Raw genomic sequence first — 25,529 nt, forward strand, 5'->3', positions numbered from 1 at the left:
CTAATGGATAAGCGATGTTGTACATACAATTACCCTCGGTAACCGTACTCATAGCTATTACTTAGCTGCTGCCTTTACCTTTTCAACCGTGGTGTCGGTGTCCCATAAATCATTGGCAATGATGCGGTAGTTGGTTAGAGCGGCGAGATAACCGTCACCTTCCGGAATGCGCGGACCCGCTGTCGCATCTTTAACGACGACAACTTCAAAACCTTGCTCAATCAATTCACGCATATGGGATTCAATACACAGATTGGCAGCCATACCGGCGAGAATGACCTGTGAGACACCGCGTTTTCTTAATTGCAGTACCAGGTCGTTGGTTTCTGGTCCGAAAATCTTATGCGGTGAGGCAATGACCGTTTCGCCATCATAAATATATGGCTTAAACTGCGGTAAAAAGTCTGCGCCGGAATTTTCAAAATTTTCCATTGTCAGTGGACCTTTACGATTGAACATTCCAGTGCCGTGCATAAATGTTTCTCCCGGTGCGGTAGATTGCCATTTATGGTCGTGCGGAAAGTAATAATGCGGAGAGACAAAAACAGGCATTTGTGCTTCTTTTGCCATTTTGAACAACGTCTCGAGATTTTCTACGGTATTATTTTCAATAATGCTGTCTTTGAAAACCTCCCAGCTAATACCCTGAGGGCTTAAAAAATCGATCTGTGGATCGACTACCACCAACGCAGCTTCCTTATTATTAAGTGTTATACCTTTGCGTGGTAAGCCATAGGCCTCTGGTTCAGAATAGATTTCTGATATGCTCATCTTGCTCATAAAATTTACCTGTATTTTTATCTAATGTGATAGTGACTATCTGATTATTAAATAGCGCTGGTAAATATGGCATGGTTTCAGAACGGGGCATTTGTTCAGGACGCTGGGAATATTGTCATTACGTATTCTAAAAATGATAGCGGGCATATCGCTGCCCACTCCATCAGAGGTCGTATTGCTGGCGTCGCCGTTCTAAACGACGATCGCGCAGGGTGGAATAAATAAAGGTCATCACAAACAGTAGCGAAAATAGTACGACGATGGTGGGGGCCGGTGCACTGTCGATGAAAAAAGACAGGTACACGCCCATAAACGAGGTAACGACCGACATAATCACCGCCAGCCACAAGGCGAGGGAAAATTTCCGCGTCATTAAAATCGCAATGGCGCCAGGCGCAATCAGTAAGGAGATCGACAAAATAATCCCTACTGATTTTAGCGTGGCGACAATCGTCAGGGCGATCATGCACAGCAGGCCGTAATGTAGCAGCGCAGTATTAAGCCCACTGGCCTTTGCCTGATGCGGGTCGAACGCATGCAGCAGCAGATCTTTCCACTTAAGCCCAATAATAAGCGCTATCCCAAGCGTAATAACCGCGGTTTGTATGATGTCGCTGAACGATACGCCCAGCATGTCGCCGAACAGAATATGATCGAGATGGACCTCTGACTGGATAGAGACGTACAGCACCAGTCCTGCACCAAACATGCCGGAAAAGACGATTCCCATCAGGGTATCGCGTTTGATGCGGCTGTTATCGTCGAGATAACCCGTCGCCACCGCACAGAACAGCCCGGCGATAAATGCGCCAATTGCCAGTGGGATGCCCGCAATCCACGCCAGTACAATTCCCGGGAAAACCGCGTGGCTCATTGCATCGCCCATCAGCGCCCAGCCTTTGAGTACTAAAAATACAGACAGCAGCGCGCAGGGCACGGCGACAATGGTGGAGATGACCAGCGCATTGACCATAAAACCAAACTGAAAGGGTTCCAGCAGCGTTGTTAAGATCATACTGACTCCTTGTTCACCAGACGGGCGCGGCGGCGATTCGCCAGCAGACCGTGTTTTGGCGCGAAGACAAATGCCAGCAGGAACAGCAGCGTTTGCAGAACGACAATAATTCCGCCGGTTGCACCGTCCAGCCAGTAGCTCAGCCAGGCGCCGAAAAAGCTGGTCAGGCTGCCAATAGCTACGGCGATAGTGAGCAGGCGTGGAAAACGATCGGTCAGCAGCCAGGCCGTTGCACCTGGCGTAACCACCAGGCAAATCACCAGAAATGCGCCGACGGTTTGCAGCGCGGCGACTGTGGAAACGGAGAGCAGCGTAAAAAATAACAGCTTCAACCGGCCCGGATTCAGACCGATAGAGCGCGCGTGGTTTTCATCAAAAAAAACCACCATCAGATCTTTCCACTTCAAAAACAGGATGGTTAGCGAAATAACCCCGATGATGGCCAGTTGTAGAATATCTTCTGGCGCAATCGCCAGCACGTTGCCGAGAATAATGGTCTGAATGTTCACCGACATCGGATTGAGCGACACCATAAACAGCCCGATACCGAAAAAAGACGAAAAAATCAGTCCGATAATCGCATCTTCCTTCAGGCGCGAACGCTGATTAAGAAACAGCATACTGCCCGCCGCCAGTCCGCCGGAAAGGAATGCGCCAAGCGCGAAGGGAAGCCCTAACATATAAGCGCCTGCCACGCCCGGAACGATAGAGTGCGACAGCGCATCGCCAATCAGCGACCAGCCTTTGAGCATCAGATAGCAGGAGAGAAACGCACACAGGCCGCCGACCATCGCCGAGACCCACATGGCGTTGAGCATGTACTGGTAGCCAAACGGCTCCGTTAGCCAGTTCATGATTATTCCCCCTCGTTTGCCGTGCGTCGCGAAATAAACGGGCGTTCATCATCGGTAATCACGTGCTGTTCACCACCGCTCAGCGCAACGTGACGCAGTACGCCGCTGAATGCCAGTTCGAGATTCTCGGGGGTAAAGGTGGTATCGGTTGGTCCACTTGCCAGCACCGTGCCCTTAATCATCACCGTGTAATCACAAAACTCGGTGACGGATCCCAAATTATGGGTAGAGACCAGCATGGTTCGGCCCTCATCACGCAGTTCACGCAGCAGGTCGATGATCCGGGCCTCGGTTTTTACATCCACGCCGGTAAAGGGTTCATCCAGTAAAATAACCTGTCCGTCCTGTGCGATGGCCCTTGCCAGAAAAACACGCTTTTTCTGCCCACCGGACAGTTCACCTATCTGACGATGACGATAATCCAGCATATCAACCCGCGCCAGCGCCGCATCTACGCAGGCGTGGTCAATTTGTTTTGGTCGACGCAGCCAGCCCATATGGCCAAAGCGTCCCATCATCACCACATCTTCCACCAGTACCGGAAACGACCAGTCCACCTCTTCTGACTGGGGGACATAGGCGATCAGATTCTGTTTGAGCGCCTTATTTACCGGCTGTTGCAGAATTGAGATTTCCCCCTGCGCCAGGCGGACAAAACCCATCAGCGCTTTAAAAAGCGTTGATTTTCCTGAACCGTTTACGCCGACCAGAGCGGCAATTGAGCCGCCCGGAACCTGAAAAGTGGCGTCCCGCAATGCGGTATGACCATTGCGATACGTCACCGTAACCTGATTTACGGTAATCGCAGAGTGACTCATGGTTGGCTCTCCAGACCCTTGTTGATGCCGTTAACAATGGTTTGCGTGGTGACGCGCAGTAAATCCAGATAGGTCGGTACCGGACCGTCGGCTGCACTGAGCGAATCGACATACAGCACGCCGCCGTAATGTGCGCCAGACTCACGGGCAACCTGACGCGCAGGTTTGTCGGACACGGTGCTTTCGCTAAATACCGTTGGGATATGATGCGCTCTGATGGCATCGATAACCTTGCGTACCTGCTTGGGCGTACCTTGCTGATCGGCGTTGATCGGCCACAGATACAGCTCCTTGAGATTGTTATCACGAGCTAAATAAGAGAATGCGCCTTCGCTGGTGACCAGCCAGCGTTTATCAGCAGGGAGCTTTGCCAGTTCTGTGTGCAGTGGCGCCAGGGTCTGCTGGATTTTCGCTTTATAATTCTGCGCATTATTCTTGTAGGTTGCGGCATTGTCCGGATCGTATTTGATCAGCGCATCACGAATGTTATCCACGTAGATAAGCGCGTTCTCCGCTGACATCCAGGCGTGCGGGTTTGGTTTACCGTTGTACGGCCCTTCGCTGATGCCCATTGGTTGCACGCCGTTTGAGACCATCACTTCCGGTACGCCGGACAAATTTTGGTAGAAGCGGGCAAACCATAGTTCGAGGTTAAGGCCGTTGGAGAGAATAAGCTGTGCGCCTTGCGCCCGTTTAATATCGCCTGGGGTTGGTTGATATTCGTGAATTTCAGCACCCGGTTTGGTGATAGAACTAACGTCCGCCACGTCGCCTGCCACATTGCTTGCCATATCGGCAATCACCGTAAAGGTGGTTACCACTTTGAATTTTTCTTTCGCCCAGGCGGGTGACAGCGTCAGCGCTGTTAACACGCTGGCAAGGAGAAATGACTTCAGATGGGGCAGATGCGGCATAGTATCCCTCGCAACAAAATGGTTAATTTATCATCGAATATAGCCTTTGCTATGTTATATAGCACATGGCATAAATAAATGAAAATAATTCTTATTTGCGTAGGTTGCTAAGGAATAGACGGGGGATAATGTATTTTACGCCGGCACGATTGCCGGCGTGTTGGGGATGAATAACCCGGTGATTATGACTTTTGGAACTCAGTAACGGTTTCCCATGCTACCTGTTGTAACGCTTTGGCGGTGGCAGGGGTCATGTCCGTATCAACAGGAAGCGCGCCGCCGACTGGAGACTGGTTATACAGGGTAGCGAAGAATACACAGGCAGCGAGATACGTACCAGAAATAGAAGGGTGGACACCATCATGATAATACAGGTTGATTTCCGGATGGGTCTTGCGCGCTTTCTCGAAAGCCAGACCTACCGGAGCCACATATCCCCCCGTTTTTTGCGCAATCGAGATATAAGCGTCCGCCAGTTTTTGGCTGTCTTCGGGTTTAGCTTTCTTCGGCCAGGTCATGAAATAGACAACTTTTGCACCTGCTTTATGCGCCATTTCAGCCATTTGGGTGGCAGAGTCAATGAAGTTTTGTCGGGTACTTTCTTTCTTTGAAATCGTTTCTGTGGAGTTTCCCTGTAGCACCACCACATCCCATTTCTGTAGTGTGTTCTGGTAGCGCATATTCTCAATTTGCCAGCCTAAATGACCGCTGGAAATCGTGATCCCCCGATATTTATAGCCTTTGGCATGATCAGGCAGTAAAGACTGCGTCAAATCCCGTAATCGGGTATTGATATTATTGTTATAGAACGTGAACGAGTTACCATAAAGCGCGACGATTTTATTCTCGCCATCCATTTTTGCATGTGCGGAAGGCGCTAACAACGTATCCGCGTGTGCGCAGATACTGCTCAGTGCAAGGGCCGTTGCTGTGGCAAGCAAAGTTATCTTTTTCATCGGTTATCTCTTAGAAATCATAACGAAGTCCAACGATGAGAGCATCATCATTGGTTTTTTTGTTCTTACTGGCGAATTCTTTATCGTAAGTAAATGATAACCACGTATCCTCAGCTAATGTTAATTGCGCTTCAGCACGCCAGTCTTCTTTTTCAGCGATATCTTTACCATCTTCATTTAGAAAACTATATCCGGTGAGAACCTTGACGGTGCCAAATTTGTAGGAAATAAGTGAATCCATCCCTTTATAATTATTATCACTTTTGTTATCGCGAGAAATAGAAGTACGCAATGCGGTTACCGCGACTTCATAGGCTTTATAGCTGAGTTGTAATCCTCCCATAATTTGATCGTTTTGATTACGCCCATCGGTGGTCACTACGCCATCCTGTCGTTTGTAACGACTGGCCGCGAGTGCTGGTGTAATTCTAAAATCACCAAATTTGAAAGACTTACGATAGCTGGCCATCGCGCCGTAATCCAGGGCTTCGTTATCGCTGTTGCCATTACCGGAAACCCATGCCAGCTGAATTTCATTGCCAGCAAATTTGGCGTTCCACTGAACGGTGCCATCCTGTCGGTTGAACTGGTATGAATCATCAATGGTTGTAATGCCATAGCTGTAGATATTAGGGGTGAAATTTTTGTACTTATCGGTCATTTTCATTACCTGATACAACGGGTTTTTGGTTCTCCCGGTGATCAGTTCACCCCATGTTTTATTTGACAGACCGACATAGGAATAGCGGGCCTCCATATCGCTTTCACCGGTATTGTTATCATTTTTTTCGGTACGCACCTGCCATTCCAGGCGACCCACGATTTTGGTATCTGGCAAAAGATCCAGATCTCGGGTGAGGTAAATACCTACACGACCACCCAGATCGCTTCGGCTTTCACTGCCAGCAAATGAATTCTGGCCACTCGCAATTTTACCCTCAACGCGGCCATAGATATCCAGCGTATTTCCATCCTTATTATAGACGTTTAAGGCGAACGCCGAGGAACTCATACCCATTAGTAATATTAGTGAATAGTTTTTTAGCTTCATGTCATCCCTCAAACCAGCATTAGTTTCCTGACCATAAAATAAAGTTCACAGCGGGGTGATTGTTTGTGAAAAAGGAATGACAGCGGTATGGGAATTATTTTTTCTCGTAGTGAAATGTGATTATTCACGCATAAATATCACTAATTTTATTATTGTATTAATGGTTCTTATATTTAATGCGCGTTTTTGTTGAAATATTACACCTGTTTGGAATGTAATTCGCAAATTACTGTGAAGTACATCGCATTTCTACTTGATGGAAAAAATGAAAATGGGAATATTGTATTCTCATAGCCGTTTTTGGGGTGGGAATACTATTTTCCCCTATAATCTGGAAAACAGATCCTGCAAAATTGATTAATCACATTTCGATTATGACGCATTCATTGGCCGGAGAGGCGCTGTATGTTCGGTAAGCAAACAACGGTATTTGATTCTGATCTTTATTCTTCATTGTTCACCCAGGGGCGGATGCGGGAAATATGGTCTGACGACAATCTGCTGCGGTGTTGGTTGCGGTTTGAGGCAACAGTCGCTCGCGTGCAAGGCGAGCTGGGCATTATCCCTGAGCAAGCCGCCGTCGAAATTGAAAAAACGTGCAGGGAAATACAGATAGATTGGCCGGCCCTTGCACAGGAAACACAGACGGTTGGTATGGCGATAAAACCGCTGATCGATCAGATTTCTGCTTGCGGTACACCGTTAGTAAGTCAGTTTCTGCACTGGGGATGTACTACCCAGGACCTGCTGGACTCTGGCATGGCGATGAGACTGCAACAAACGTTGCAGCTGCTGCGCGAGCAATTGCTCGATGTTGGCGAAGCGATGAAAGCGATGGCAATACGTCATACCAGAACGGTGATGGTTGCGCGCACCAATTCGGTTGATGCCTCTGCGACAACGTGGGGGCTGCATGTTTGCAGTTATCTGGCGGAGGTTAACCGCCATCTGATAAGACTCCAGCAGCTGTACCCGCGTGCGGTCACCGGGCTCTTTGGCGGCGCGGTAGGTAATCTGGCCTCCGTAGGCGAGCAGGGAATGGAAACGCGTGAACGGCTGATGCGAGCGCTGGGTCTGAATGTGCCCTGCGGTATTAATAATGCCAGCCAGGATGCGGTTGTTGAAGTTGTGCAGTTTTTTGCCCTTGTTCACGGCACGCTATGTCGTCTGGCCAACGATGTCGAAACAATGGGACGCACGCCGATTGCTGAAGTGCTTGAGGGCGAAGGTGGTGGTGGGTCGAGCACGATGCCGCACAAAGTTAATCCGCGCGCCAGTAACATGATGCAAACGCTGGCAAGGATGGGATGGATGTATGCGTCTGGCGCCCCGGCAATGCTGGATCAACAGGATGTGCGAGCCGCCTCAATGAGGGTTTTAAACTGGACAATCCTCCCGGAGGCCTCTAATGCTTTATCGACCAGCCTGACACGCGCAAAGAATCTGCTTTCGCATCTCATCATCAATGAAGAGAAGATGCGTGCCAATTTTGATTGCTCAAAGCACTTTATTATGTCGGAATCACTGACGATGAAACTTGCCGCCAAAATTGGCAGAGAGTCCGCCTATAACTTAGTGAAAAACCTGCTCAAGCATGCAACCGGAGAGCACAGCTTCATGGAGATCGTGCAGGGTAGCCCGGAAATCCTCGCATCATTATCTTTAGCGGAAATTACCGATGCCTGCGAGCCGCTGTCATATATCGGGGCTAACGACGCGCTAATCGCTGAAACTATAGCTGAGTTCGATCGCGTGAAAACCGCAGAGATAGCTTGATTCGTCATGTTGCCAGGAGTGAGAATACTTCTGGCGGCTGGCGGAGCTAAGTGTTGTGTGCTGATGCAGAAAACGTTTCGAAAAAGACAAATAATTCCTCCAGTTGGGCAAAATTCCCCTCGTTATCTCCTTTCTCGTAAGCCAAATGCAATATGAGTTCGATAAAAAAGAAGCCGAGTATACGGCTTTGAAAAATGGACTGTACGTCGCTGGGAAGAACAAACTGCAGATCGCAGAACTTGCCGTAAGGGTTCGCTTCTGAATTGGTAACCAGTACCACGACGGCATTCTTTTTTCTGAACCACTTTGCAATATTGAGGGCAACCCGATTAAATCGATAGTAGGAGAACACAATCAGGACATCCTCTTCCTCAATATTGATGAGACATTTGGGGAGTTCGCTGATGTCCGTCGGTAACAGGGTGATGTCACTGCGAAAGTACTTTAGCAGTGTACAAAAATGCGTCGCCATTGCATGAGATGATGAAGGGCCGACGACATAAATATGACGTTGATTGTTCAGTACCAGATCGATAAACGCATTAAGGCTTTCAATATCGATATTATTTTTAAATTGATTAAATAATTCTGATACTTTGTGGGTGAAATCAGTAACGATAGTTTCGGTTGTGATGCAAGGATTGTTACGTAGTTTGATGTTTTTCTCAAAAGGTGCAGATATTTTATTTTTTGACAGAGTAATGTCTAATGCTTTGCGGAAAGCAGCATAACCTGTAAACCCAATTTTATTTAAAAATCGGCCAATGGTTGCTTTACTTACCATCGCATTTTGCGAGAGGTCAACAATGCCATGATAGGGAAGTTCATTGAAGTGTTTATTAATGTACTCATTGAGTCGGCACTCAGATTCAGTTAGATCACCCATATTAAGAGTAAGTAAGTTATACTCATCCAGACTTAACGTGTTTTTTTTGTACATGGATAACACCCGATGACTATTGTATATCAACGTTGTTATAGGGTAATACACTTTCGACGTCAATCATAGAATGAATATGTTGGAAACCCGCACCCAGCCTTTTCTGAGGTCTGCGACTACATTCAGATGTAGTTGCGATCTTACTCACAAAAAGAGGTGGGAAAACACCTTTCCCGTATTTTACAACCACACAACCCATTACAATTAAATCTCAATATTTGAGTATGTAATACGATAAATTTACGTACATATTATAGCTGCTTATATATGGGGGTGATTTTTTACTATCCTATATAAGCTATGATGATATGACAGGTAACCCTACCCGATTTGTATGGCATAGGAATTGTTATTATGACGGCGTTTATTATAGCAATAGTGATAACAGTTATTGCTGCATGGTTAATTGTGAAAAATTATCAGCCGCAAACTGTTTTATTACTCGCTGGACTGGCATTATTGACCATTACCGTACTGTTTTATCCTGAAAACAGCATTCTCTACGATAAAGCAAAATCCACGGGGTCAACCTGGTTGGATATCTTTAGCTTTGCAAAAGAATCGCTCACCACACAAATTGCAGGTATTGGTCTTATCATCATGGCTGCGGGTGGATTTGCCAGCTATATGGATCACATTAAAGCGTCGAATGCGATGGTCAATATGTGCATTCGACCGCTGCAGGTGATTAAAGCGCCTTACCTGATCCTTGCGCTGGGGTATATCTGCGCACAGCTTCTGCATGTGGCAATTTCAAGTGCGGCGGGGCTGGCGATGTTGCTGTTGGTGACATTCTTCCCGGTTCTGGTTCGTCTGGGGGTCAGTAAAGCCTCTGCGGCCGCGATGATTGGTCTGTGCGCGTTTATGGATCTAGGGCCCGCGGTAGGTACTGCGAATCTGGCGGCTAAACATGCTGGCATGGAAAGCGCGATCTACTTTGCGCATTACCAGATGCCGGTGGCGGTGGTGGTGATGCTGGCCGTTGCGGTGGTGATTTACTTTACCGCGAAGTATTTCGACAAAAAAGATGGCTTCGTACCGGGAGCGCAAAGCGTGGCGCAAGCGGAAGAAGAAGGCCGAAAGGTACCCGCTATTTACGCGCTGTTACCCGTCCTGCCTGTCGTACTGGTGCTGGTCTTTAGCCCTTTGGTTATCAAGTCCATCAAAATAGACGTGGTCACGGCGATGATCCTTGGCGCTGTCGTCGCATTTTTCTTTGAACTGGTGGCTACTCGGGATTTCAAAAGCTGTTGCAAAGGAATACAGGTCTTTTTCAAAGGGATGGGCAGCATGTTTACCAGCATCGTTTCCTTGCTGGTGTGTGCGGATATTTATGCCCAGGGGCTGCAGAAAATTGGCGCGGTGGACTATCTGTTACAGTCAGTGCAAAACGCAGGACTGGGCTTTACCAGCATGACGCTGGTGATGACCGCGCTGGTGGGCGTCACCGCCGTCCTGACAGGCTCTGGTGTTGCCGCCTTTTTCTCCTTCTCCGGCCTGGCCCCGTCCATTGCGGCAAAATTTGGTGAGAGCGCCGTCAATATGATCCTGCCTATGCAGTTAATGGCGGGAATGGGGCGCTCAATGTCCCCAGTGGCTGGCATCATTATTGCGGTGAGTAAAGCCGGAGAATGCTCACCGTTTATGATCGTCAGAAGAACGCTGCTTCCAGCGCTGGCCGGTATCGCGGCGATGCTGGTTGCCAACTATGTCCTGATTTGAATCCCGAGAGCCTGTTAATGCAGGCTCTTATTTTTTTATCTGGTTGTAATTTATGGATGGCAACGTGACAAACGATGTTTTATACGTCCCGTTTACGGGGAAGTTACTGCTTGAATCTCCGTTATTAAACAAGGGAAGCAGCTTCACGCAGCAAGAAAGGCATGACTTTAACCTGAGTGGGCTACTGCCTTGCGCGATTGAGAATATTGATGAACAAGCCGAACGGGCGTATCAACAATATCTTGAGGCTGAATCCCACAACGCTCGACATATTTACCTGCGTAATATCCAGGATACTAACGAAACGTTATTTTATTACCTGTTGAAAAAGCATCTTCCAGAGATGCTGCCCATCGTTTATACCCCGGTAGTCGGGGCCGCCTGTGAAAAATTCTCGTGGATATATCGTCGTGCACGCGGTGTCTTTATCTCCTGGCCCGATCGTGATCGTATTGACGATATTTTGCATGATATTCCACGGCACGATATCAAGGTCATCGTAGTCACCGATGGTGAGCGCATTCTGGGGCTAGGTGACCAGGGCGTTGGCGGTATGGGGATTCCTATCGGGAAACTGTCGCTCTATACCGTCTGTGGCGGGGTAAATCCGGCGAATACGCTACCTATTCTACTGGATGTCGGTACGAACAATACGCGACTGCTTGACGATCCGCGCTATATCGGCTGGCGACATCCGCGCATAACTGGTGAAGACTACTTCGCATTTATTGGAATGTTTATTGCTGCCGTAAAACGGCGCTGGCCTAACGTTCTGCTGCAGTTTGAAGATTTTGCCCAGCATACTGCGGTGCCGCTGCTGGACCGTTATCGCGATGAGATGTGCTGTTTTAACGATGACATTCAGGGCACGGCGTCGGTGGCTCTGGCGACTCTGGTTGCGGCCTGCCGAGGCAGCGGTCGTGACTTCCGTCAGCAATCAATCGTAATTGTGGGGGCGGGTGCTGCAGGATGTGGGATCGCCCGGCATATTATTGCCTGCCGCATCAGTGAAGGAATGAGCGAGGCCGAAGCCAGACGGACCATTTTTATGGTGGATCGCGACGGTCTGGTGATGACCACCAATAATGCCTTAGCTGATTTCCAGCAACCGCTGGCGCAGTCTCCCGAGGCTGTATCTGACTGGCAGTATGAGGGGCTGGCACCGTCGCTACTGGAGGTTATCCACAATGCCAAACCCACGGTGATGCTGGGTGTGTCGGGTCAGGCTGGATTGTTCTCGCAGGAGGTCATTAGCACGATGTACCAATACTGCGACCGTCCGATTGTTATGCCGTTGTCGAATCCCACTTCGAGAATGGAAGCGCGACCAGAAGATATCATTCGCTGGACCGAGGGAAAGGCCATTATCGCGACCGGTAGTCCCTGCGGTGTGATTGAATTTAATGGACGCTCCATTCCGGTGGCGCAGTGTAATAACGTGTATGTTTTCCCGGCCATCGGTCTGGGGGCTATCGCCAGCGGTGCGACACGCGTAACAGAGGCTATGCTGATGGCGGCAAGCCGTGCGCTGGCCGATGCTTCCCCGTTGGTGCGTAACGGGGAAGGTGCTCTGTTGCCGGAGATTGGGACAATCTGCGAGGTGACCCGCAGCATTGCCTTTGAGGTCGGTAAGGCGGCACAGCAGTCGGGCGTGGCAGAGAAGATGAGCGACGACGCGCTGTTGCAAAGAATAAAAGATAACTTTTGGTTACCACACTACCGTCCTTATAAACGCAGGGCAATTTAGCCGTTGTGACGAGTAAGCGGTACTCGGGTCTTGGTTGCCTTCATGATTAAGGTGTATTATTTATGCAACTTAATTGTGGAGGCATCATGTCCGGCAAACGCATTGCACGTGAAAAAATGACGATCCAGAGAATGATTTCGCTCTACGAGAGCCAGTGCCCGCAGGCTTCAGACGAGCCGGGGCATTACGATGCGTTATTTGCCTATGCGCAAAAGCGCCTCGACAAGTGCGTATTTGGTGAGGAAAAACCGGCCTGTAAACAGTGTCCAGTGCACTGTTATCAACCGGCTAAACGCGAAGAGATGAAGCAAATTATGCGTTGGGCTGGGCCGAGAATGCTCTGGCGTCACCCGATTCTGACCGTACGTCACCTGATTGATGACAAACGTCCGGTTCCGGAATTACCTGAGAAATATCAGCGCAAGAAGTAATCTGGTAATTTTGTGCCGGATGGCGGCGATGCCTTATCCGGCCTACAAGAGCAAGTGCATTGTCGCGTAGGCCCGATAAGCGTAGCGCCATCGGGCATTAACTATCCGGTACCGAATGGCGATTACGCTTTGGTGGCAATCAGAATAGCTGAGGCTTTGATCAGCGCAACAACGCGGCTTCCCTGGCTCAGTTTCATCTCTTGCTGACTTTCGTTGGTGACGACAGCAACAATTTCAAAGCCTGCGTCAGTTTTGATATGTACCGTGGCGTTGACTGCGCCTTCGGTGACCTGGGAAACACTGCCAGCAAACTGGTTGCGGGCAGAGAACTTCAGACCGCAGTCTTCAGTTGCCAGCGTCACCCATGGCGCTTTAATCAGGGCAATAGCTTCTTTCCCTTTCGCCAGACCCAGCGCCTGCTGGCTGCTATGGGTTACAATCGCGACCAGTTTCGCGCCGCCATCCAGCGTCAGTTCAACTTCATCATTCACTGCGCCTGTAGCGACTGCGCTCACCGTACCGGTTAATTGATTACGTGCTGATACCGCCATACTGCCTCCTTTCGTTGAGATATCACCCAGTATAGCCACACTAGCTAAACCAGTGCATCCTTATCAATACCCAATCGCTTCATGCGTGAGAGTAACGTGGTACGTTTCAGCCCCAGCCTTTGTGCCGCGCCTTTGGGACCGGCAACCACACCGTTGGTTTCTTTCAGTACGCGCATAATCAACTGGTATTCATCTTCACCGTCCTGTGCAACTTCGGTTGCCACCGGAGGCGTAGACGGCGTCAAAGGGGCAATATCCGGAAGGGACAGTTGCAGTACGTTGCCCCGGGTAAGCAGAACCGCACGTTCCACCACGTTTTCCAGCTCACGCACGTTACCCGGCCATTCCATACAGCTCAGCGTGCGCAGAGCCTCGGCGGGAATACTGTCGATATTGCGTCCCATCCGACGAGCAATTTTAAAGGTGAAGGCTTTTACCAGCAGCGGAATATCTTCCGGGCGCTCACGCAGCGGCGGCAGATGGATCGGGAAGACGTTCAGTCGGTAATACAGATCGTTACGAAATTCGCGATCGGCAACCATCTTCTTCAGATCGCGGTTGGTCGCGGCGATCAAGCGCACGTCGGTCTGGATCAGCTTATTACTGCCCAGACGTTCAAATTCCTGCTCTTGCAGAACCCGCAGTAGCTTAGGCTGAAGCTCCAGCGGCATATCGCCAACTTCATCGAGGAACAGCGAACTTTTATCTGCCAGCTCGAAACGACCAATCCGCTGCGTGCTGGCACCGGTAAACGCGCCACGCTCGTGACCAAACAGATCGCTTTCCAGTAATCCGGCAGGCATTGCCGCGCAGTTCATCTTCACCATCCGACGGGCGTTACGTCCGCTCAGGTTGTGAATGGCTCGTGCGATCAGCTCTTTACCCGTTCCGGTCTCACCCAGAATCAAGACGGTGCTGTCGCTTTGCGCCACCATTTCGACCTGCTTGAGTACGCTGTACATCGCTTCGCTGCGACCAATGATTTCGCCGAACTCACTCTCTACGTTGTTGAGTTGTTCAGTCAACGCCAGGTTTTCATCGACCAGACGTTCCTTCAGGCGGTGGATCTCCTGATAGGCGAGGGCGTTATCCACGGCAATTGCCACACGCTCAGCAATCTGGCGCAATAGCTTGAGGTTGGCGGTAGTGAAAACTTTCTCTTCGCACTGTGCCAGTTTGAGTACGCCGAGCATAGTATTGCCGGACATCAGCGGTAGCAGACACAGGGTTTGTAGCTGGTTGCCCCAGGTTTCGAACAGCATCCGTTCGTAAGGGGCAAGGATGTCACGTTCGCTCAGGTTAATCAGCAGCATCTCTTTGCTTTTGAAGACCCGTTCAGAGAGCGTTCCCGCTTCGTCCACTTCACTCTGTTCGTGTGCCGGATGATGTTCATCCAGATAGTGAGTGGAATAGATACTGAGTTTATTTTTGCGATCGCTGCGTAACACGATGCTGATGGCATCGATGTCGAAGTAGTGGTGGATCTCTTTGGCGACTTCGCTGACCAGCTCATCAATATCCAGTCGGGAGAGCACGGCATTGGTGATGGCGACCAGGATGCGAAAGTTGTCACGCTCACGACACAGCAGATCGTAATCGACGTTGTTGCTGACTCTGCTTTGAATTTGTTCAGCAACGACGCCGACTATCTGAGTGAAGGTCTGTAGACGGTTATATTCTTTTTCACTCCACGGACGGTCTTCGTTACGGATGAATTCGCAACCGCCAAAGATGCGCCCATCTGCCGCCAGCGGCAGCAGGCAGTAGTGGCCAAATTCAGAATACAGTCCACCTGAAGCCAATTGTGGCCATGTTTCCGTAAACTCATGATAGTTGCAGTGCAACGCATCAGGGCGAGACAAAATACGGCGTACCGGACCATGTGCCAGCACCGTTTCGTCTTCATAATCGATGGGTTTACCATTTTCACGCGTTGCAAAATAACGCGCACGTTGCGTTTGTGCCTGCCATAAGACAATAGCCGCGCAGTCGGCCAGCGCTGAACGCTTGACCAGCTGCGAAAGCGCCTCGCTAAGAGACGGGAGATCGGGCTGCTGTAATAATGTACGAGTAATATCGAACAGGCCTTGCTGTCCGAGGTCACTCATCGGTGTATACGACATATTGCTTTTCCAGGGAAAGCACCGCAGAACGGTGCGAAAACGGTAAATGAATTATAGGTATAAGTCGTAAATTATTGCCGGATGGCCTGCCACTGAACTGGCCAGGATATACAATCCGTTGGCCCGATCAGCAAAGCGGTATCAGGCATAATGCAGCATTAATGCCGGATGTTGACGCTAATGCGTCTTATCCGGCCTACAGCATGCTGCCAACCGGCTGCTAGCATATACGAGGTAATGGTTCGGCGTGTGGTAAATCGAGGGTTCGTTTCACGCCGTAGAGTCCGGCAAGACGAACACCTTTGCGTTCGACCACTTCACCAATCATTGCAGCATCGCACCCTAAAGGATGCGCGCGCAGCGCGGCAAGTACGGTTTCAGCGGCCTGGCGTTCAACGGCAATCACCAGTTTGCCTTCGTTAGCAAAGTTGAGCGCATCCAGACCCAGCAGCTCGCAAACGCCACGCACCGCAGGCTTCACGGGCAGGGCAGCTTCAGACAGCTCAATACCAAATCCGCATGCAGCGGCAAATTCATGCGTGACCGCATTCACGCCGCCACGGGTGGCGTCACGTAGCGCCTTCACGCCAGGAATATCACGCAGCGTCTGGATAAGCGGCGTTAATACCGCGCAATCGCTGACCAGTTCGCCATCCAGACCTAGCTGTTCACGTAGGTTAAGGATAGTTGCGCCGTGATCGCCAAGAGAGCCACTTACCAGCAGCACATCACCCACGCTGAGAGTCTGTGCACCCCAGTGAATGTTGGCGGGAATTGCCCCCATTCCGGCAGTGTTAATGAACAGCTTGTCTGCTGCACCACGCTGCACGACTTTGGTATCGCCAGTCACGATGGCGATACCTGCTTCGCGCGCGGTTGCTGCCATGCTGTTAACAACGGTTTTCAGTGTCTCCATCGGCAGGCCCTCTTCGAGGATAAAACCGCAGGAGAGGTAGCGTGGAATAGCTCCGCTGACCGCCACGTCGTTAGCCGTACCGCAGATGGCCAGCTTGCCGATATTGCCGCCGGGGAAGAACAATGGATCGATAACGTAGCTGTCAGTTGAAAACGCCAGACGGTCGCCTTCTGCCACCAGTTGTGCCAGTTCCAGACGCGCTTGATCTTCTTGTTCCGCCAGCCACGGATTCGCGAAAGCCTCCATAAACAGACTGTTGATCAACTGCTGCATAGCCTGACCGCCGCTACCGTGGGCGAGTTGTACGCTGTTCATGCTTCACACTCCTGCTGACGATACTGATACCAGGCGGCACATGCGCCTTCTGAGGAGACCATCAGGGCGCCAAACGCGGTCTCCGGGTTACACGTTTTGCCAAATAACGGGCACTGATGTGGTTTACATCTGCCCGTCAGCACTTCCCCACAACGCGCGCGCGGATCGTCATACACCTGCTGCGGCGCTGGCTGGAAATGTGCTTCGGCATCAAAGCGCTGATAGTCCGGCGTCAGGTGAACGCCAGAGGATTCGATAACGCCCAGACCGCGCCATTCGCTGTCACCATTGACGCAGAACACCTCGGCAATGGCCTGTTGCGCTAACGCGTTACCGGCATCCGGTACCACGCGGCGGTACTGGTTTTCTACCTGGCTTTGGGCTGCAATTTTCTGCTCAATTAACATCACTACGCCTTGCAGAAGATCAAGCGGTTCGAAACCGGCGACCACCAGCGGGCGATGGAAATCTGAAGCAATGAAGTTGTAGGCGTCGGTGCCAATCACCATGCTGACGTGGCCCGGTGCTAAAAAGGCGTCGATACCGTTGTCCGGCTGTTCCAGCAGGCTACGCAGCGTAGGGATAAGCGTGATGTGCTGGCAGAAAAAGTAAAAGTTCTGCACGTCACGCTGCTTTGCCTGTTGCAGGGTGATAGCGGTCGTTGGCATTGTGGTTTCAAAACCCAGGCCAAAGAACACCACTTTACGCGTTGGGTTTTCCTGCGCCAGCTTCAGTGCATCCATCGGTGAATAGACAATACGGATATCCGCACCGCGCGCCTTGGCTTGCAGCAGAGAGCCTTGCTTACCCGGGACGCGCATAGCGTCGCCAAAGGTGCAGAAAATCACTTCTGGATGGCTGGCAATTTCTACACAGCTGTCGATTCTGCCCATCGGCAGAACGCAAACCGGGCAACCCGGACCATGAATAAACTCCACGTTTTCCGGTAACAACTGGTCGAGCCCGAATTTGAAGATAGCGTGGGTATGACCACCACAAACTTCCATGATTCGCAGCGGGCGTTCAGCCGTGTAGGAGAGGTGGGCGGCACGTTCACACAGGTGCTCTATCAACTGCATCACCTGCTCTGGTGCGCGGTATTCGTCAACAAAACGCATTTATTTTTCCTCGCCGTACAGCAACGCGCCGACATCCGGCTCAACGTCAAACATGTTTTGCAGCGCGTCGAGCGTATCGCGCGCTTCAGCTTCATTAATGATGCTCATGGCAAAACCGACGTGGACCAGCACCCACTGGCCGAGGCGCGGTTGGCCATGTTCATCACAGCTACCGACCAGCGTCAGGTCAACGTCGCGCTGAATACCGCAAACGTCGACTTTGGCCTGGTTGCCATCAATGGTGCGGATTTGACCCGGAACACCTATGCACATCGCTGCGTCTCCAGCCAGGAGAGCCATTGATCCATCCCTTCACCACTGGTGGCGGAAATTAGGATAATCTCAATCCCCGGGTTCACTTCCCGGGCGCTGGCGATGCATTTTTCAACGTCAAAATTGAGGTACGGCAGTAGATCCACTTTGTTGAGCAGCATCAGCGATGCGGCGGCAAACATATGCGGGTATTTCAGCGGTTTGTCTTCACCTTCGGTTACTGAAAGCACGGCCACTTTATGGCGCTCGCCGAGGTCGAAGCTGGCCGGGCAGACCAGGTTGCCGACGTTTTCAATGAACAGAATACCGTTATCGTCAAGCAGCAAACGCGGCGCGGCGTCAGCAATCATTTGTGCGTCAAGGTGGCAACCTTTACCGGTGTTGACCTGAATGGCGGGTGTGCCAGTGGCGCGAATACGGGCGGCATCGTTCACCGTCTGCTGGTCACCTTCAATAACGGCGCACGGCACGCTATCTTTCAGCTTCATCAGCGTTTCGGTCAGCAGGGTGGTTTTACCAGAGCCCGGGCTTGAAACAAGGTTCAGTACCAGATGCTGACGGGCCGCAAAGCGGGCACGGTTGCGCTCGGCGAGGCGGTTGTTTTTGTCCAGTACGTCAATTTCCACTTCCAGCATACGGCGTTGGCTCATACCTGGTGCGTGGGTTCCTGCCTCACCGTGACCGTAGTGCAAATCGCCTTCTTCGGTCTGGCTCGGTGTGAAATTTGAGGTCTTCACACCGGTAATATTCAGCGCCGGACGAGCCGCTGGGGCAAATGGCGCGCTGCGAAACGCCGAGTGGGGATTATGCTCATCACCCTCTATATACAGGTTGCCTTCAGCGCAACCACATGTCGTACACATCGCTCACTCCTGATCTTTTTACTTGCGATACATCTGTTGCCGGATGGCTGCGTTGCCTTATCCGGCCTACAAACGAGCTCTTTCTGTAGGCTGGATAAGACGCTTAGGCGTCGCCATCCGGCGCTGGAGTTTCATCTATTTCAATACGTCGAATCTGTAAGCCGTCATCGGCCACAATTCTCAGCATATCGCTGTTGCATTGCGGACATCGGCGCACGCGTTGCGTCAGTAACGTGACGTATTGCTGACAAGATTCGCACCAACATTCGGCTTCTTGTTCTTCGAGGTGGAGTTTACAACCTTCTGCAAGGGTCCCGCGGCATACCAGATCAAAACAAAAGGAGAGAGCGCTGGTTTCTACGCAAGAAAATGCGCCAATTTTGAGCCAGACCCCAGTTACTCGCTGAGCACCGTGTTGCGTGGCCTGTTGTTCAATCAATTCCAGTGCCCGTTGGCAGAGGGTTATTTCGTGCATACCGCCTCCTGTGAAGTTGCCGTATTAAAAGCAATAAGCATGCCAGGTTGATTTTTTTCATTTGTGACAATGACGACGATGACGAAATGACATGTCGTCACCCGCCTTTGATTTTTTATCTATATGAAAATTAAGTGATTTAATTTTGGCATGAAATGTGCTTAAGGCTGTTCATCTCTGCTAAACGGGTAACCTGACATGACTATTTGGGAAATAAGCGAAAAAGCCGATTACATCGCTGAACGGCATCGTCGCCTACAGGACCAGTGGCGTATTTACTGCAACTCGCTGGTTCAGGGGATCACCCTGTCAAAAGCGCGTTTGCATCATGCGATGAGCTGCGCGCCGGACAAGGATCTCTGCTTCGTCCTTTTTGAACACTTCACTATCTACGTCACGCTGGCGGACGGCTTTAACAGCCATACCATCGAATACTACGTCGAAACGAAAGACGGTGATGATAAACAGCTGATTGCACAGGCAGAATTGACTATCGACGGTAAGGTCGATGAGCGTATTAGCAACCGCGATCGCGAGCAGGTGCTGGATCACTATCTCGAAAAAATCGCCACCGTCTACGACAGCCTGTACACCGCGGTTGAGAACAATATGCCGGTGAATTTAAGCCAGCTGGTTGAGGGACATAGCCCGGCTTAAGCCTCGGGTGCTGCCCACTTTGTCATGGTGCGGTCTACACACTGCGTCACGACGTTTTAGGGAATGGGCATGTCGAAAAATGTCGAAATGACATTTGGTAGACATGTTTTCGTCAAAAATGACTATCACCTGAGGAATGCCTGGTGAATCGTTTTGTAATTGCTGACTCCACTCTTTGTATTGGCTGCCACACCTGTGAAGCCGCCTGCTCAGAGACACATCGCCAGCATGGCCTGCAGTCAATGCCGCGCCTGAAAGTGATGTTAAATGAAAAAGAATCCGCGCCGCAGCTTTGCCACCAGTGTGAAGATGCGCCTTGCGCCACCGTGTGTCCGGTTAATGCCATTAACCGCGTTGATGGCGCCGTACAGCTGAACGAAAGCCTGTGCGTAAGCTGCAAACTGTGCGGGATCGCTTGTCCGTTTGGCGCGATAGAGTTTTCCGGTAGCCGTCCGCTACACATTCCGGCAAACGCCAATACGCCAAAAGCGCCTCCGGCTCCGCCAGCGCCTGCTCGCGTGAGTTCGCTGTTGGACTGGGTTCCCGGCGTTCGTGCCATCGCGGTGAAATGCGATCTGTGTAGTTTTGACGAGCAAGGTCCTGCCTGCGTGCGCATGTGTCCGACCAAAGCCCTGCATCTGGTGAGCAACATGGATATCGCCCGCGCCAGCAAACGTAAGCGTGAGCTGACTTTCAATACCGATTTCGGCGATCTCACCTTGTTTCAGCAGGCTCAGAGTGGGGATGCAAAATGAGCGCAATTTCACTGATTAACAGCGGCGTGGCCTGGTTTACAGCGGCTGCGGTTCTGGCATTTCTGTTTTCATTTCATAAATCGCTGAGCGGCTGGATTGCTGGGGTTGGCGGTGCGGTCGGCAGCCTATGTACGGCAGCCGCGGGTTTTACCGTTCTGACTAATGCGCTGGCGGTGAGTGGCGTGATGCCGTTTATCGGCCACAGTCTGCAAGTGACGCCGCTGAATGCTATCTGGCTGATTACGCTGGGCCTGTGTGGTCTGTTTGTCAGCCTGTACAACATCGACTGGCATCGTCATCCGCAGGTGAAAGCTAACGGCCTGCTGGTGAATCTGCTGATGGCCGCGGCGGTATGTGCGGTGGTCGCCAGCAACCTCGGTACGCTGGTGGTGATGGCGGAAATCATGGCGCTATGTGCCGTGTTCCTTACCGGATGCAGTAAAGAAGGCAAACTGTGGTTTGCGCTGGGGCGTATCGGTACGCTGCTGTTGGCTATTGCCTGCTACCTGGTGTGGCAACGTTACGGCACCCTGGAGCTGCGTCTTCTTGACCTGCGCACTCAGGAATTGCCGCTTGGCTCTGACATCTGGTTGCTGGGTGTGGCAGGTTTTGGCCTGCTGGCCGGCATTATTCCGCTGCACGGTTGGGTGCCACAGGCACACGCCAATGCCAGCGCACCGGCTGCGGCGCTGTTCTCTACCGTCGTCATGAAGGTTGGTCTGCTGGGTATTCTCTCCCTGTCGCTGCTGGGCGGTAATGCGCCGCTGTGGTGGGGTGTTACGCTGCTGGTGTTAGGTATGATCACCGCGTTTGTTGGCGGTCTGTATGCGCTGATGGAACACAACATCCAGCGTCTGCTGGCGTATCACACGCTGGAAAACATCGGCATTATTCTGCTGGGTCTGGGTGCTGGCGTGACCGGAATTTCCCTGAATCAACCGGCGCTGATTGCGCTGGGTTTGACCGGCGGTCTGTATCATCTGGTTAACCACAGCCTGTTCAAAAGCGTTCTGTTCCTGGGTGCTGGCAGCATCTGGTTCCGTACCGGTCATCGTGATATCGAAAAACTGGGCGGTATCGGTAAACGTATGCCGGTTATCTCGCTGGCGATGCTGGTTGGTCTGATGGCGATGGCCGCGCTGCCGCCGCTGAACGGTTTTGCCGGTGAGTGGGTTATCTACCAATCCTTCTTTAAGCTCGGCAATAGCGGCGCATTTGTCGGTAGCCTGTTAGGACCGTTGCTGGCGGTAGGGCTGGCAATTACCGGCGCGCTGGCGGTGATGTGTATGGCGAAAGTCTATGGCGTTACGTTCCTTGGCGCACCGCGCACGAAGGAAGCTGAAAATGCCTGCTGCGCGCCAATCCTGATGGGGGTGAGCGTCGTCGCGCTGGCTATCTGCTGCGTGATTGGCGGCGTTGCTGCGCCGTGGCTGCTGCCGATGATCTCCTCTGCCGTTCCGTTGCCGTTGGAAACCGCGAACACCACCGTTTCTCAGCCAATGATCACGCTGCTGCTGATCGCGTGTCCGCTGCTGCCGTTCATCATCATGGCCATTTTCAAAGGCAACCGTCTGCCGTCGCGTTCACGCGGTGCGGCGTGGGTGTGTGGTTACGATCACGAGCAGTCAATGGTGATTACCGCGCACGGTTTTGCCATGCCGGTGAAAGAAGCCTTTGCCCCGGTACTCAAACTGCGTAAATGGCTGAACCCGGTATCACTGGTTCCGGGCTGGCAGAATGCGGCTGCACCGGTGCTGTTCCGTCGCCTGGCGCTGATTGAGCTGGCGGTGCTGGTGGTGATTGTGGTTTCACGAGGAGCCTGAGAATGAGTGTTTTATATCCGTTAATTCAGGCGCTGGTGCTGTTTGCCGTTGCGCCGCTGCTGTCCGGTGTTACCCGCGTGGCGCGTGCGCGTTTGCACAATCGCCGCGGTCCGGGCGTTTTGCAGGAATACCGCGACATTATCAAACTGCTGGGCCGTCAGAGCATTGCGCCTGCGGATTCCAGCTGGGTTTTCCGCCTGACGCCGTTTGTGATGGTGGGCGTGATGCTGACTATCGCCACTGCGTTGCCGGTAGTGACCGTTGGCTCGCCGCTGCCACAACTGGGCGATCTGATCACCTTAATTTACCTGTTCGCCATCGCCCGTTTCTTCTTCTCTATCGCGGGACTGGATACCGGTAGCCCGTTTACCGCCATTGGCGCCAGCCGTGAAGCGATGCTCGGCGTGCTGGTTGAACCTATTTTGCTGCTGGGACTGTGGGTAGCGGCACAGGTTGCGGGTTCAACCCATATCAGCAATATCGCCGATACCATTTACCACTGGCCTGCTGCGCGCAGCATCCCGCTGATTCTGGCACTGTGCGCCTGTGCTTTCGCCACCTTTATCGAAATGGGCAAACTGCCGTTCGATCTGGCGGAAGCAGAGCAGGAGTTGCAGGAAGGTCCATTGACTGAATACAGCGGCAGCGGTTTTGCCGTGCTGAAATGGGGCATTAGCCTCAAACAGCTGGTCGTTCTGCAAATGTTCGTTGGCGTGTTCCTGCCGTGGGGACAGATGGAAACCTTCACCGCCGGTGGGCTGCTGCTGGCGCTGGTGATTGCCGTCGTCAAGCTGGTCCTCGGCGTGCTAGTCATCGCCCTGTTCGAAAACAGCATGGCGCGTCTGCGTTTTTGCGCCACTTCACGCGTGACCTGGGCCGGTTTTGGGTTTGCGTTTTTAGCGTTCGTCTCCTTGCTGGTGGCGTGATTTAAGAGAGTTTGAGCATGTCTGAAGAAAAATTAGGTCAACAATATCTCGCTGCGCTGCACCAGGCCTTTCCGGGCGTGGTGCTGGATGAAGCCTGGCAGACCAAAGATCAGCTGACGATCACCGTCAAGGTGAACTACCTGCCGGAAGTGGTTGAGTTCCTGTACTACAAACAGGGCGGCTGGTTATCCGTGCTGTTTGGTAACGACGAACGTCAGCTGTGCGGTCATTACGCCGTTTATTACGTGATGTCGATGGAGCAAGGCACCAAGTGCTGGATAACCGTCCGCGTTGAAGTCGATGCCAATAAACTGGAGTTCCCGTCCGTCACGCCGCGCGTTCCAGCAGCGGTCTGGGGCGAGCGTGAAGTGCGCGACATGTACGGTTTGATCCCGGTTGGTTTACCGGATGAGCGCCGTCTGGTGTTACCGGATGACTGGCCGGATGAACTCTATCCGCTGCGTAAAGACAGTATGGATTATCGTCAGCGCCCGGCGCCGACTACCGATGCTGAAACTTACGAGTTCATCAACGAACTGGGCGACAAGAAAAACAACGTGGTGCCGATTGGTCCGTTGCACGTCACCTCCGATGAACCCGGTCACTTCCGCCTGTTCGTTGACGGCGAGAACATTATCGACGCCGATTACCGTCTGTTCTATGTCCACCGCGGCATGGAGAAACTGGCGGAAACCCGTATGGGTTATAACGAAGTGACGTTCCTGTCGGATCGCGTGTGCGGCATCTGCGGCTTTGCGCATAGCACCGCTTATACCACCTCCGTTGAGAATGCGATGGGCATCGTGGTGCCGGAACGTGCGCAGATGATACGCGCCATTCTGCTGGAAGTTGAGCGTCTGCACTCGCACCTGCTCAACCTCGGCCTGGCCTGTCACTTCACCGGTTTTGACTCCGGCTTTATGCAGTTCTTCCGCGTGCGTGAAACGTCGATGAAGATGGCGGAGATCCTCACCGGGGCGCGTAAAACTTACGGTCTGAACCTGATCGGCGGTATTCGTCGTGACCTGCTGAAAGAAGATATGATCCAGACCCGTCAACTGGCGCAGCAGATGCGTCGTGACGTGCAGGAACTGGTCGATATGCTGCTCAGCACGCCGAACATGGAACAGCGTACGGTTGGTATTGGTCGTCTGGATCCGGAAATTGCCCGTGACTTCAGTAACGTCGGCCCGATGGTTCGCGCCAGCGGCCACGCACGTGACACCCGCGCCGATCACCCGTTTGTCGGTTATGGTCTGCTGCCGATGGAAGTTCACAGCGAGCAGGGCTGCGACGTTATTTCTCGCCTGAAAGTCCGTATCAATGAAGTCTACACCGCGCTGAATATGATCGACTTTGGTCTGGATAACCTGCCGGGCGGCCCGCTGATGGTGGAAGGCTTTACCTATATTCCTCACCGTTTCGCACTGGGCTTTGCTGAAGCGCCGCGTGGAGATGACATCCACTGGAGCATGACCGGCGACAACCAGAAACTGTATCGCTGGCGCTGCCGTGCGGCGACTTACGCCAACTGGCCGACGCTGCGCTACATGCTGCGTGGCAATACCGTTTCCGATGCCCCGCTGATTATCGGTAGCCTCGATCCTTGCTACTCCTGTACTGACCGTATGACTGTGGTCGATGTGCGTAAGAAGAAGAGCAAAGTCGTGCCGTACAAAGAACTTGAGCGCTACAGCATCGAGCGTAAAAACTCGCCGCTGAAATAAGGA

At 51.9% G+C, this 25,529-nt stretch carries 24 protein-coding genes; 9 read left to right on the forward strand and 15 right to left on the reverse strand.

The features are described 5' to 3' along the window. Window positions 1-57: 57 nt before the first annotated feature. From IB222_RS05000 to IB222_RS05030, 7 genes are all read right to left on the reverse strand, one after another. Window positions 58-780, reverse strand: a complete 723-nt coding sequence (locus IB222_RS05000; protein WP_148361548.1) for a cysteine hydrolase — start codon at window positions 778-780, stop codon at window positions 58-60. A gap of 163 nt (window positions 781-943) precedes the next feature. Further along, window positions 944-1,795 (reverse strand): iron/manganese ABC transporter permease subunit SitD, encoded by an 852-nt coding sequence (gene sitD, locus IB222_RS05005; protein WP_149384683.1) that lies wholly within the window; start codon window positions 1,793-1,795, stop codon window positions 944-946. Further along, window positions 1,792-2,649, reverse strand: a complete 858-nt coding sequence (gene sitC, locus IB222_RS05010) for an iron/manganese ABC transporter permease subunit SitC (protein WP_008785642.1) — start codon at window positions 2,647-2,649, stop codon at window positions 1,792-1,794. The genes sitD and sitC overlap by 4 nt, the downstream gene beginning before the upstream one ends. A 2-nt stretch (window positions 2,650-2,651) precedes the next feature. After that, window positions 2,652-3,467, reverse strand: a complete 816-nt coding sequence (gene sitB / locus IB222_RS05015; RefSeq protein WP_149384682.1) for an iron/manganese ABC transporter ATP-binding protein SitB — start codon at window positions 3,465-3,467, stop codon at window positions 2,652-2,654. Continuing rightward, a complete protein-coding gene (locus tag IB222_RS05020) occupies window positions 3,464-4,381 on the reverse strand; it encodes a metal ABC transporter substrate-binding protein (protein WP_148361551.1) in 918 nt (305 codons plus the stop codon). The genes sitB and IB222_RS05020 overlap by 4 nt, the downstream gene beginning before the upstream one ends. A 182-nt stretch (window positions 4,382-4,563) precedes the next feature. Then, window positions 4,564-5,337 (reverse strand): DUF4886 domain-containing protein, encoded by a 774-nt coding sequence (locus tag IB222_RS05025; RefSeq protein WP_126317493.1) that lies wholly within the window; start codon window positions 5,335-5,337, stop codon window positions 4,564-4,566. 10 nt (window positions 5,338-5,347) lie between these two features. Beyond that, complete coding sequence (locus IB222_RS05030) at window positions 5,348-6,388, reverse strand: porin (protein ID WP_148361552.1); 1,041 nt, start codon at window positions 6,386-6,388, stop codon at window positions 5,348-5,350. Between the two features lie 405 nt (window positions 6,389-6,793). Between IB222_RS05030 and IB222_RS05035 the strand changes: the two genes are divergently transcribed. Then, on the forward strand, window positions 6,794-8,164 hold the full coding sequence (locus IB222_RS05035) for an adenylosuccinate lyase family protein (RefSeq protein WP_149384681.1): 1,371 nt from the start codon (window positions 6,794-6,796) through the stop codon (window positions 8,162-8,164). A 46-nt stretch (window positions 8,165-8,210) separates the two neighbouring features. On the opposite strand, the gene IB222_RS05040 is transcribed toward IB222_RS05035, so the two are convergent. Beyond that, a complete protein-coding gene (locus tag IB222_RS05040; protein WP_149384680.1) occupies window positions 8,211-9,104 on the reverse strand; it encodes a MurR/RpiR family transcriptional regulator in 894 nt (297 codons plus the stop codon). Between the two features lie 354 nt (window positions 9,105-9,458). Between IB222_RS05040 and dcuC the strand changes: the two genes are divergently transcribed. From dcuC to IB222_RS05055, 3 genes are all read left to right on the forward strand, one after another. Further along, window positions 9,459-10,826 carry a C4-dicarboxylate transporter DcuC gene (gene dcuC, locus IB222_RS05045; protein WP_003825883.1) on the forward strand — a complete coding sequence of 456 codons (1,368 nt, stop codon included), beginning with the start codon at window positions 9,459-9,461 and terminating at the stop codon, window positions 10,824-10,826. A gap of 52 nt (window positions 10,827-10,878) precedes the next feature. Beyond that, on the forward strand, window positions 10,879-12,573 hold the full coding sequence (locus IB222_RS05050; protein ID WP_149384679.1) for an NAD-dependent malic enzyme: 1,695 nt from the start codon (window positions 10,879-10,881) through the stop codon (window positions 12,571-12,573). Between the two features lie 86 nt (window positions 12,574-12,659). Beyond that, window positions 12,660-13,004 (forward strand): nitrous oxide-stimulated promoter family protein, encoded by a 345-nt coding sequence (locus tag IB222_RS05055; RefSeq protein WP_003825888.1) that lies wholly within the window; start codon window positions 12,660-12,662, stop codon window positions 13,002-13,004. A gap of 122 nt (window positions 13,005-13,126) precedes the next feature. Here the strand turns inward: IB222_RS05055 and IB222_RS05060 are convergent, their stop codons facing one another. From IB222_RS05060 to hypA, 7 genes are all read right to left on the reverse strand, one after another. Continuing rightward, entirely contained in the window at window positions 13,127-13,555 is a 429-nt protein-coding gene (locus IB222_RS05060) for a TOBE domain-containing protein (RefSeq protein WP_148361555.1), read from the reverse strand. A gap of 44 nt (window positions 13,556-13,599) precedes the next feature. Next, on the reverse strand, window positions 13,600-15,678 hold the full coding sequence (gene flhA, locus IB222_RS05065; protein ID WP_032944751.1) for a formate hydrogenlyase transcriptional activator FlhA: 2,079 nt from the start codon (window positions 15,676-15,678) through the stop codon (window positions 13,600-13,602). A 220-nt stretch (window positions 15,679-15,898) separates the two neighbouring features. After that, on the reverse strand, window positions 15,899-16,909 hold the full coding sequence (hypE, locus tag IB222_RS05070; RefSeq protein WP_003825897.1) for a hydrogenase maturation carbamoyl dehydratase HypE: 1,011 nt from the start codon (window positions 16,907-16,909) through the stop codon (window positions 15,899-15,901). Next, the gene (gene hypD, locus IB222_RS05075) at window positions 16,906-18,027 is read right to left on the reverse strand and encodes a hydrogenase formation protein HypD (RefSeq protein ID WP_003825899.1); all 1,122 of its coding nucleotides are present in this window, start codon (window positions 18,025-18,027) and stop codon (window positions 16,906-16,908) included. Before hypD ends, hypE begins: the two co-directional genes overlap by 4 nt. Continuing rightward, entirely contained in the window at window positions 18,028-18,300 is a 273-nt protein-coding gene (hypC, locus tag IB222_RS05080) for a hydrogenase 3 maturation protein HypC (RefSeq protein ID WP_003037411.1), read from the reverse strand. It lies immediately after the preceding gene. Then, window positions 18,291-19,163, reverse strand: a complete 873-nt coding sequence (gene hypB, locus IB222_RS05085) for a hydrogenase nickel incorporation protein HypB (RefSeq protein WP_106107632.1) — start codon at window positions 19,161-19,163, stop codon at window positions 18,291-18,293. The genes hypC and hypB overlap by 10 nt, the downstream gene beginning before the upstream one ends. 103 nt (window positions 19,164-19,266) lie before the next feature. Further along, window positions 19,267-19,638: a hydrogenase maturation nickel metallochaperone HypA gene (gene hypA / locus IB222_RS05090; protein ID WP_003825904.1), complete on the reverse strand. Its 372-nt coding sequence runs from the start codon at window positions 19,636-19,638 to the stop codon at window positions 19,267-19,269. A gap of 198 nt (window positions 19,639-19,836) precedes the next feature. On the opposite strand from hypA, the gene hycA reads away from it, so the two are divergent. The 5 genes from hycA to hycE all read left to right on the forward strand — a co-directional run bounded on the left by hycA (window position 19,837) and on the right by hycE (window position 25,526). Beyond that, on the forward strand, window positions 19,837-20,295 hold the full coding sequence (hycA, locus tag IB222_RS05095; protein ID WP_003825906.1) for a formate hydrogenlyase regulator HycA: 459 nt from the start codon (window positions 19,837-19,839) through the stop codon (window positions 20,293-20,295). 143 nt (window positions 20,296-20,438) lie between these two features. After that, a complete protein-coding gene (gene hycB / locus IB222_RS05100; RefSeq protein WP_003825909.1) occupies window positions 20,439-21,050 on the forward strand; it encodes a formate hydrogenlyase subunit HycB in 612 nt (203 codons plus the stop codon). Continuing rightward, window positions 21,047-22,873 carry a formate hydrogenlyase subunit 3 gene (gene hycC / locus IB222_RS05105; RefSeq protein ID WP_149384678.1) on the forward strand — a complete coding sequence of 609 codons (1,827 nt, stop codon included), beginning with the start codon at window positions 21,047-21,049 and terminating at the stop codon, window positions 22,871-22,873. Before hycB ends, hycC begins: the two co-directional genes overlap by 4 nt. Before the next feature lie 2 nt (window positions 22,874-22,875). Continuing rightward, a complete protein-coding gene (locus IB222_RS05110) occupies window positions 22,876-23,799 on the forward strand; it encodes a respiratory chain complex I subunit 1 family protein (protein ID WP_003825914.1) in 924 nt (307 codons plus the stop codon). Between the two features lie 17 nt (window positions 23,800-23,816). Further along, on the forward strand, window positions 23,817-25,526 hold the full coding sequence (hycE, locus tag IB222_RS05115) for a formate hydrogenlyase subunit HycE (protein WP_003037393.1): 1,710 nt from the start codon (window positions 23,817-23,819) through the stop codon (window positions 25,524-25,526). The last annotated feature ends 3 nt before the right edge of the window (window positions 25,527-25,529 follow it).

The sequence above is a fragment of the Citrobacter sp. C13 genome (assembly GCF_014596815.2).
GTDB classification, from domain to species: Bacteria; Pseudomonadota; Gammaproteobacteria; order Enterobacterales; family Enterobacteriaceae; genus Citrobacter; species Citrobacter portucalensis.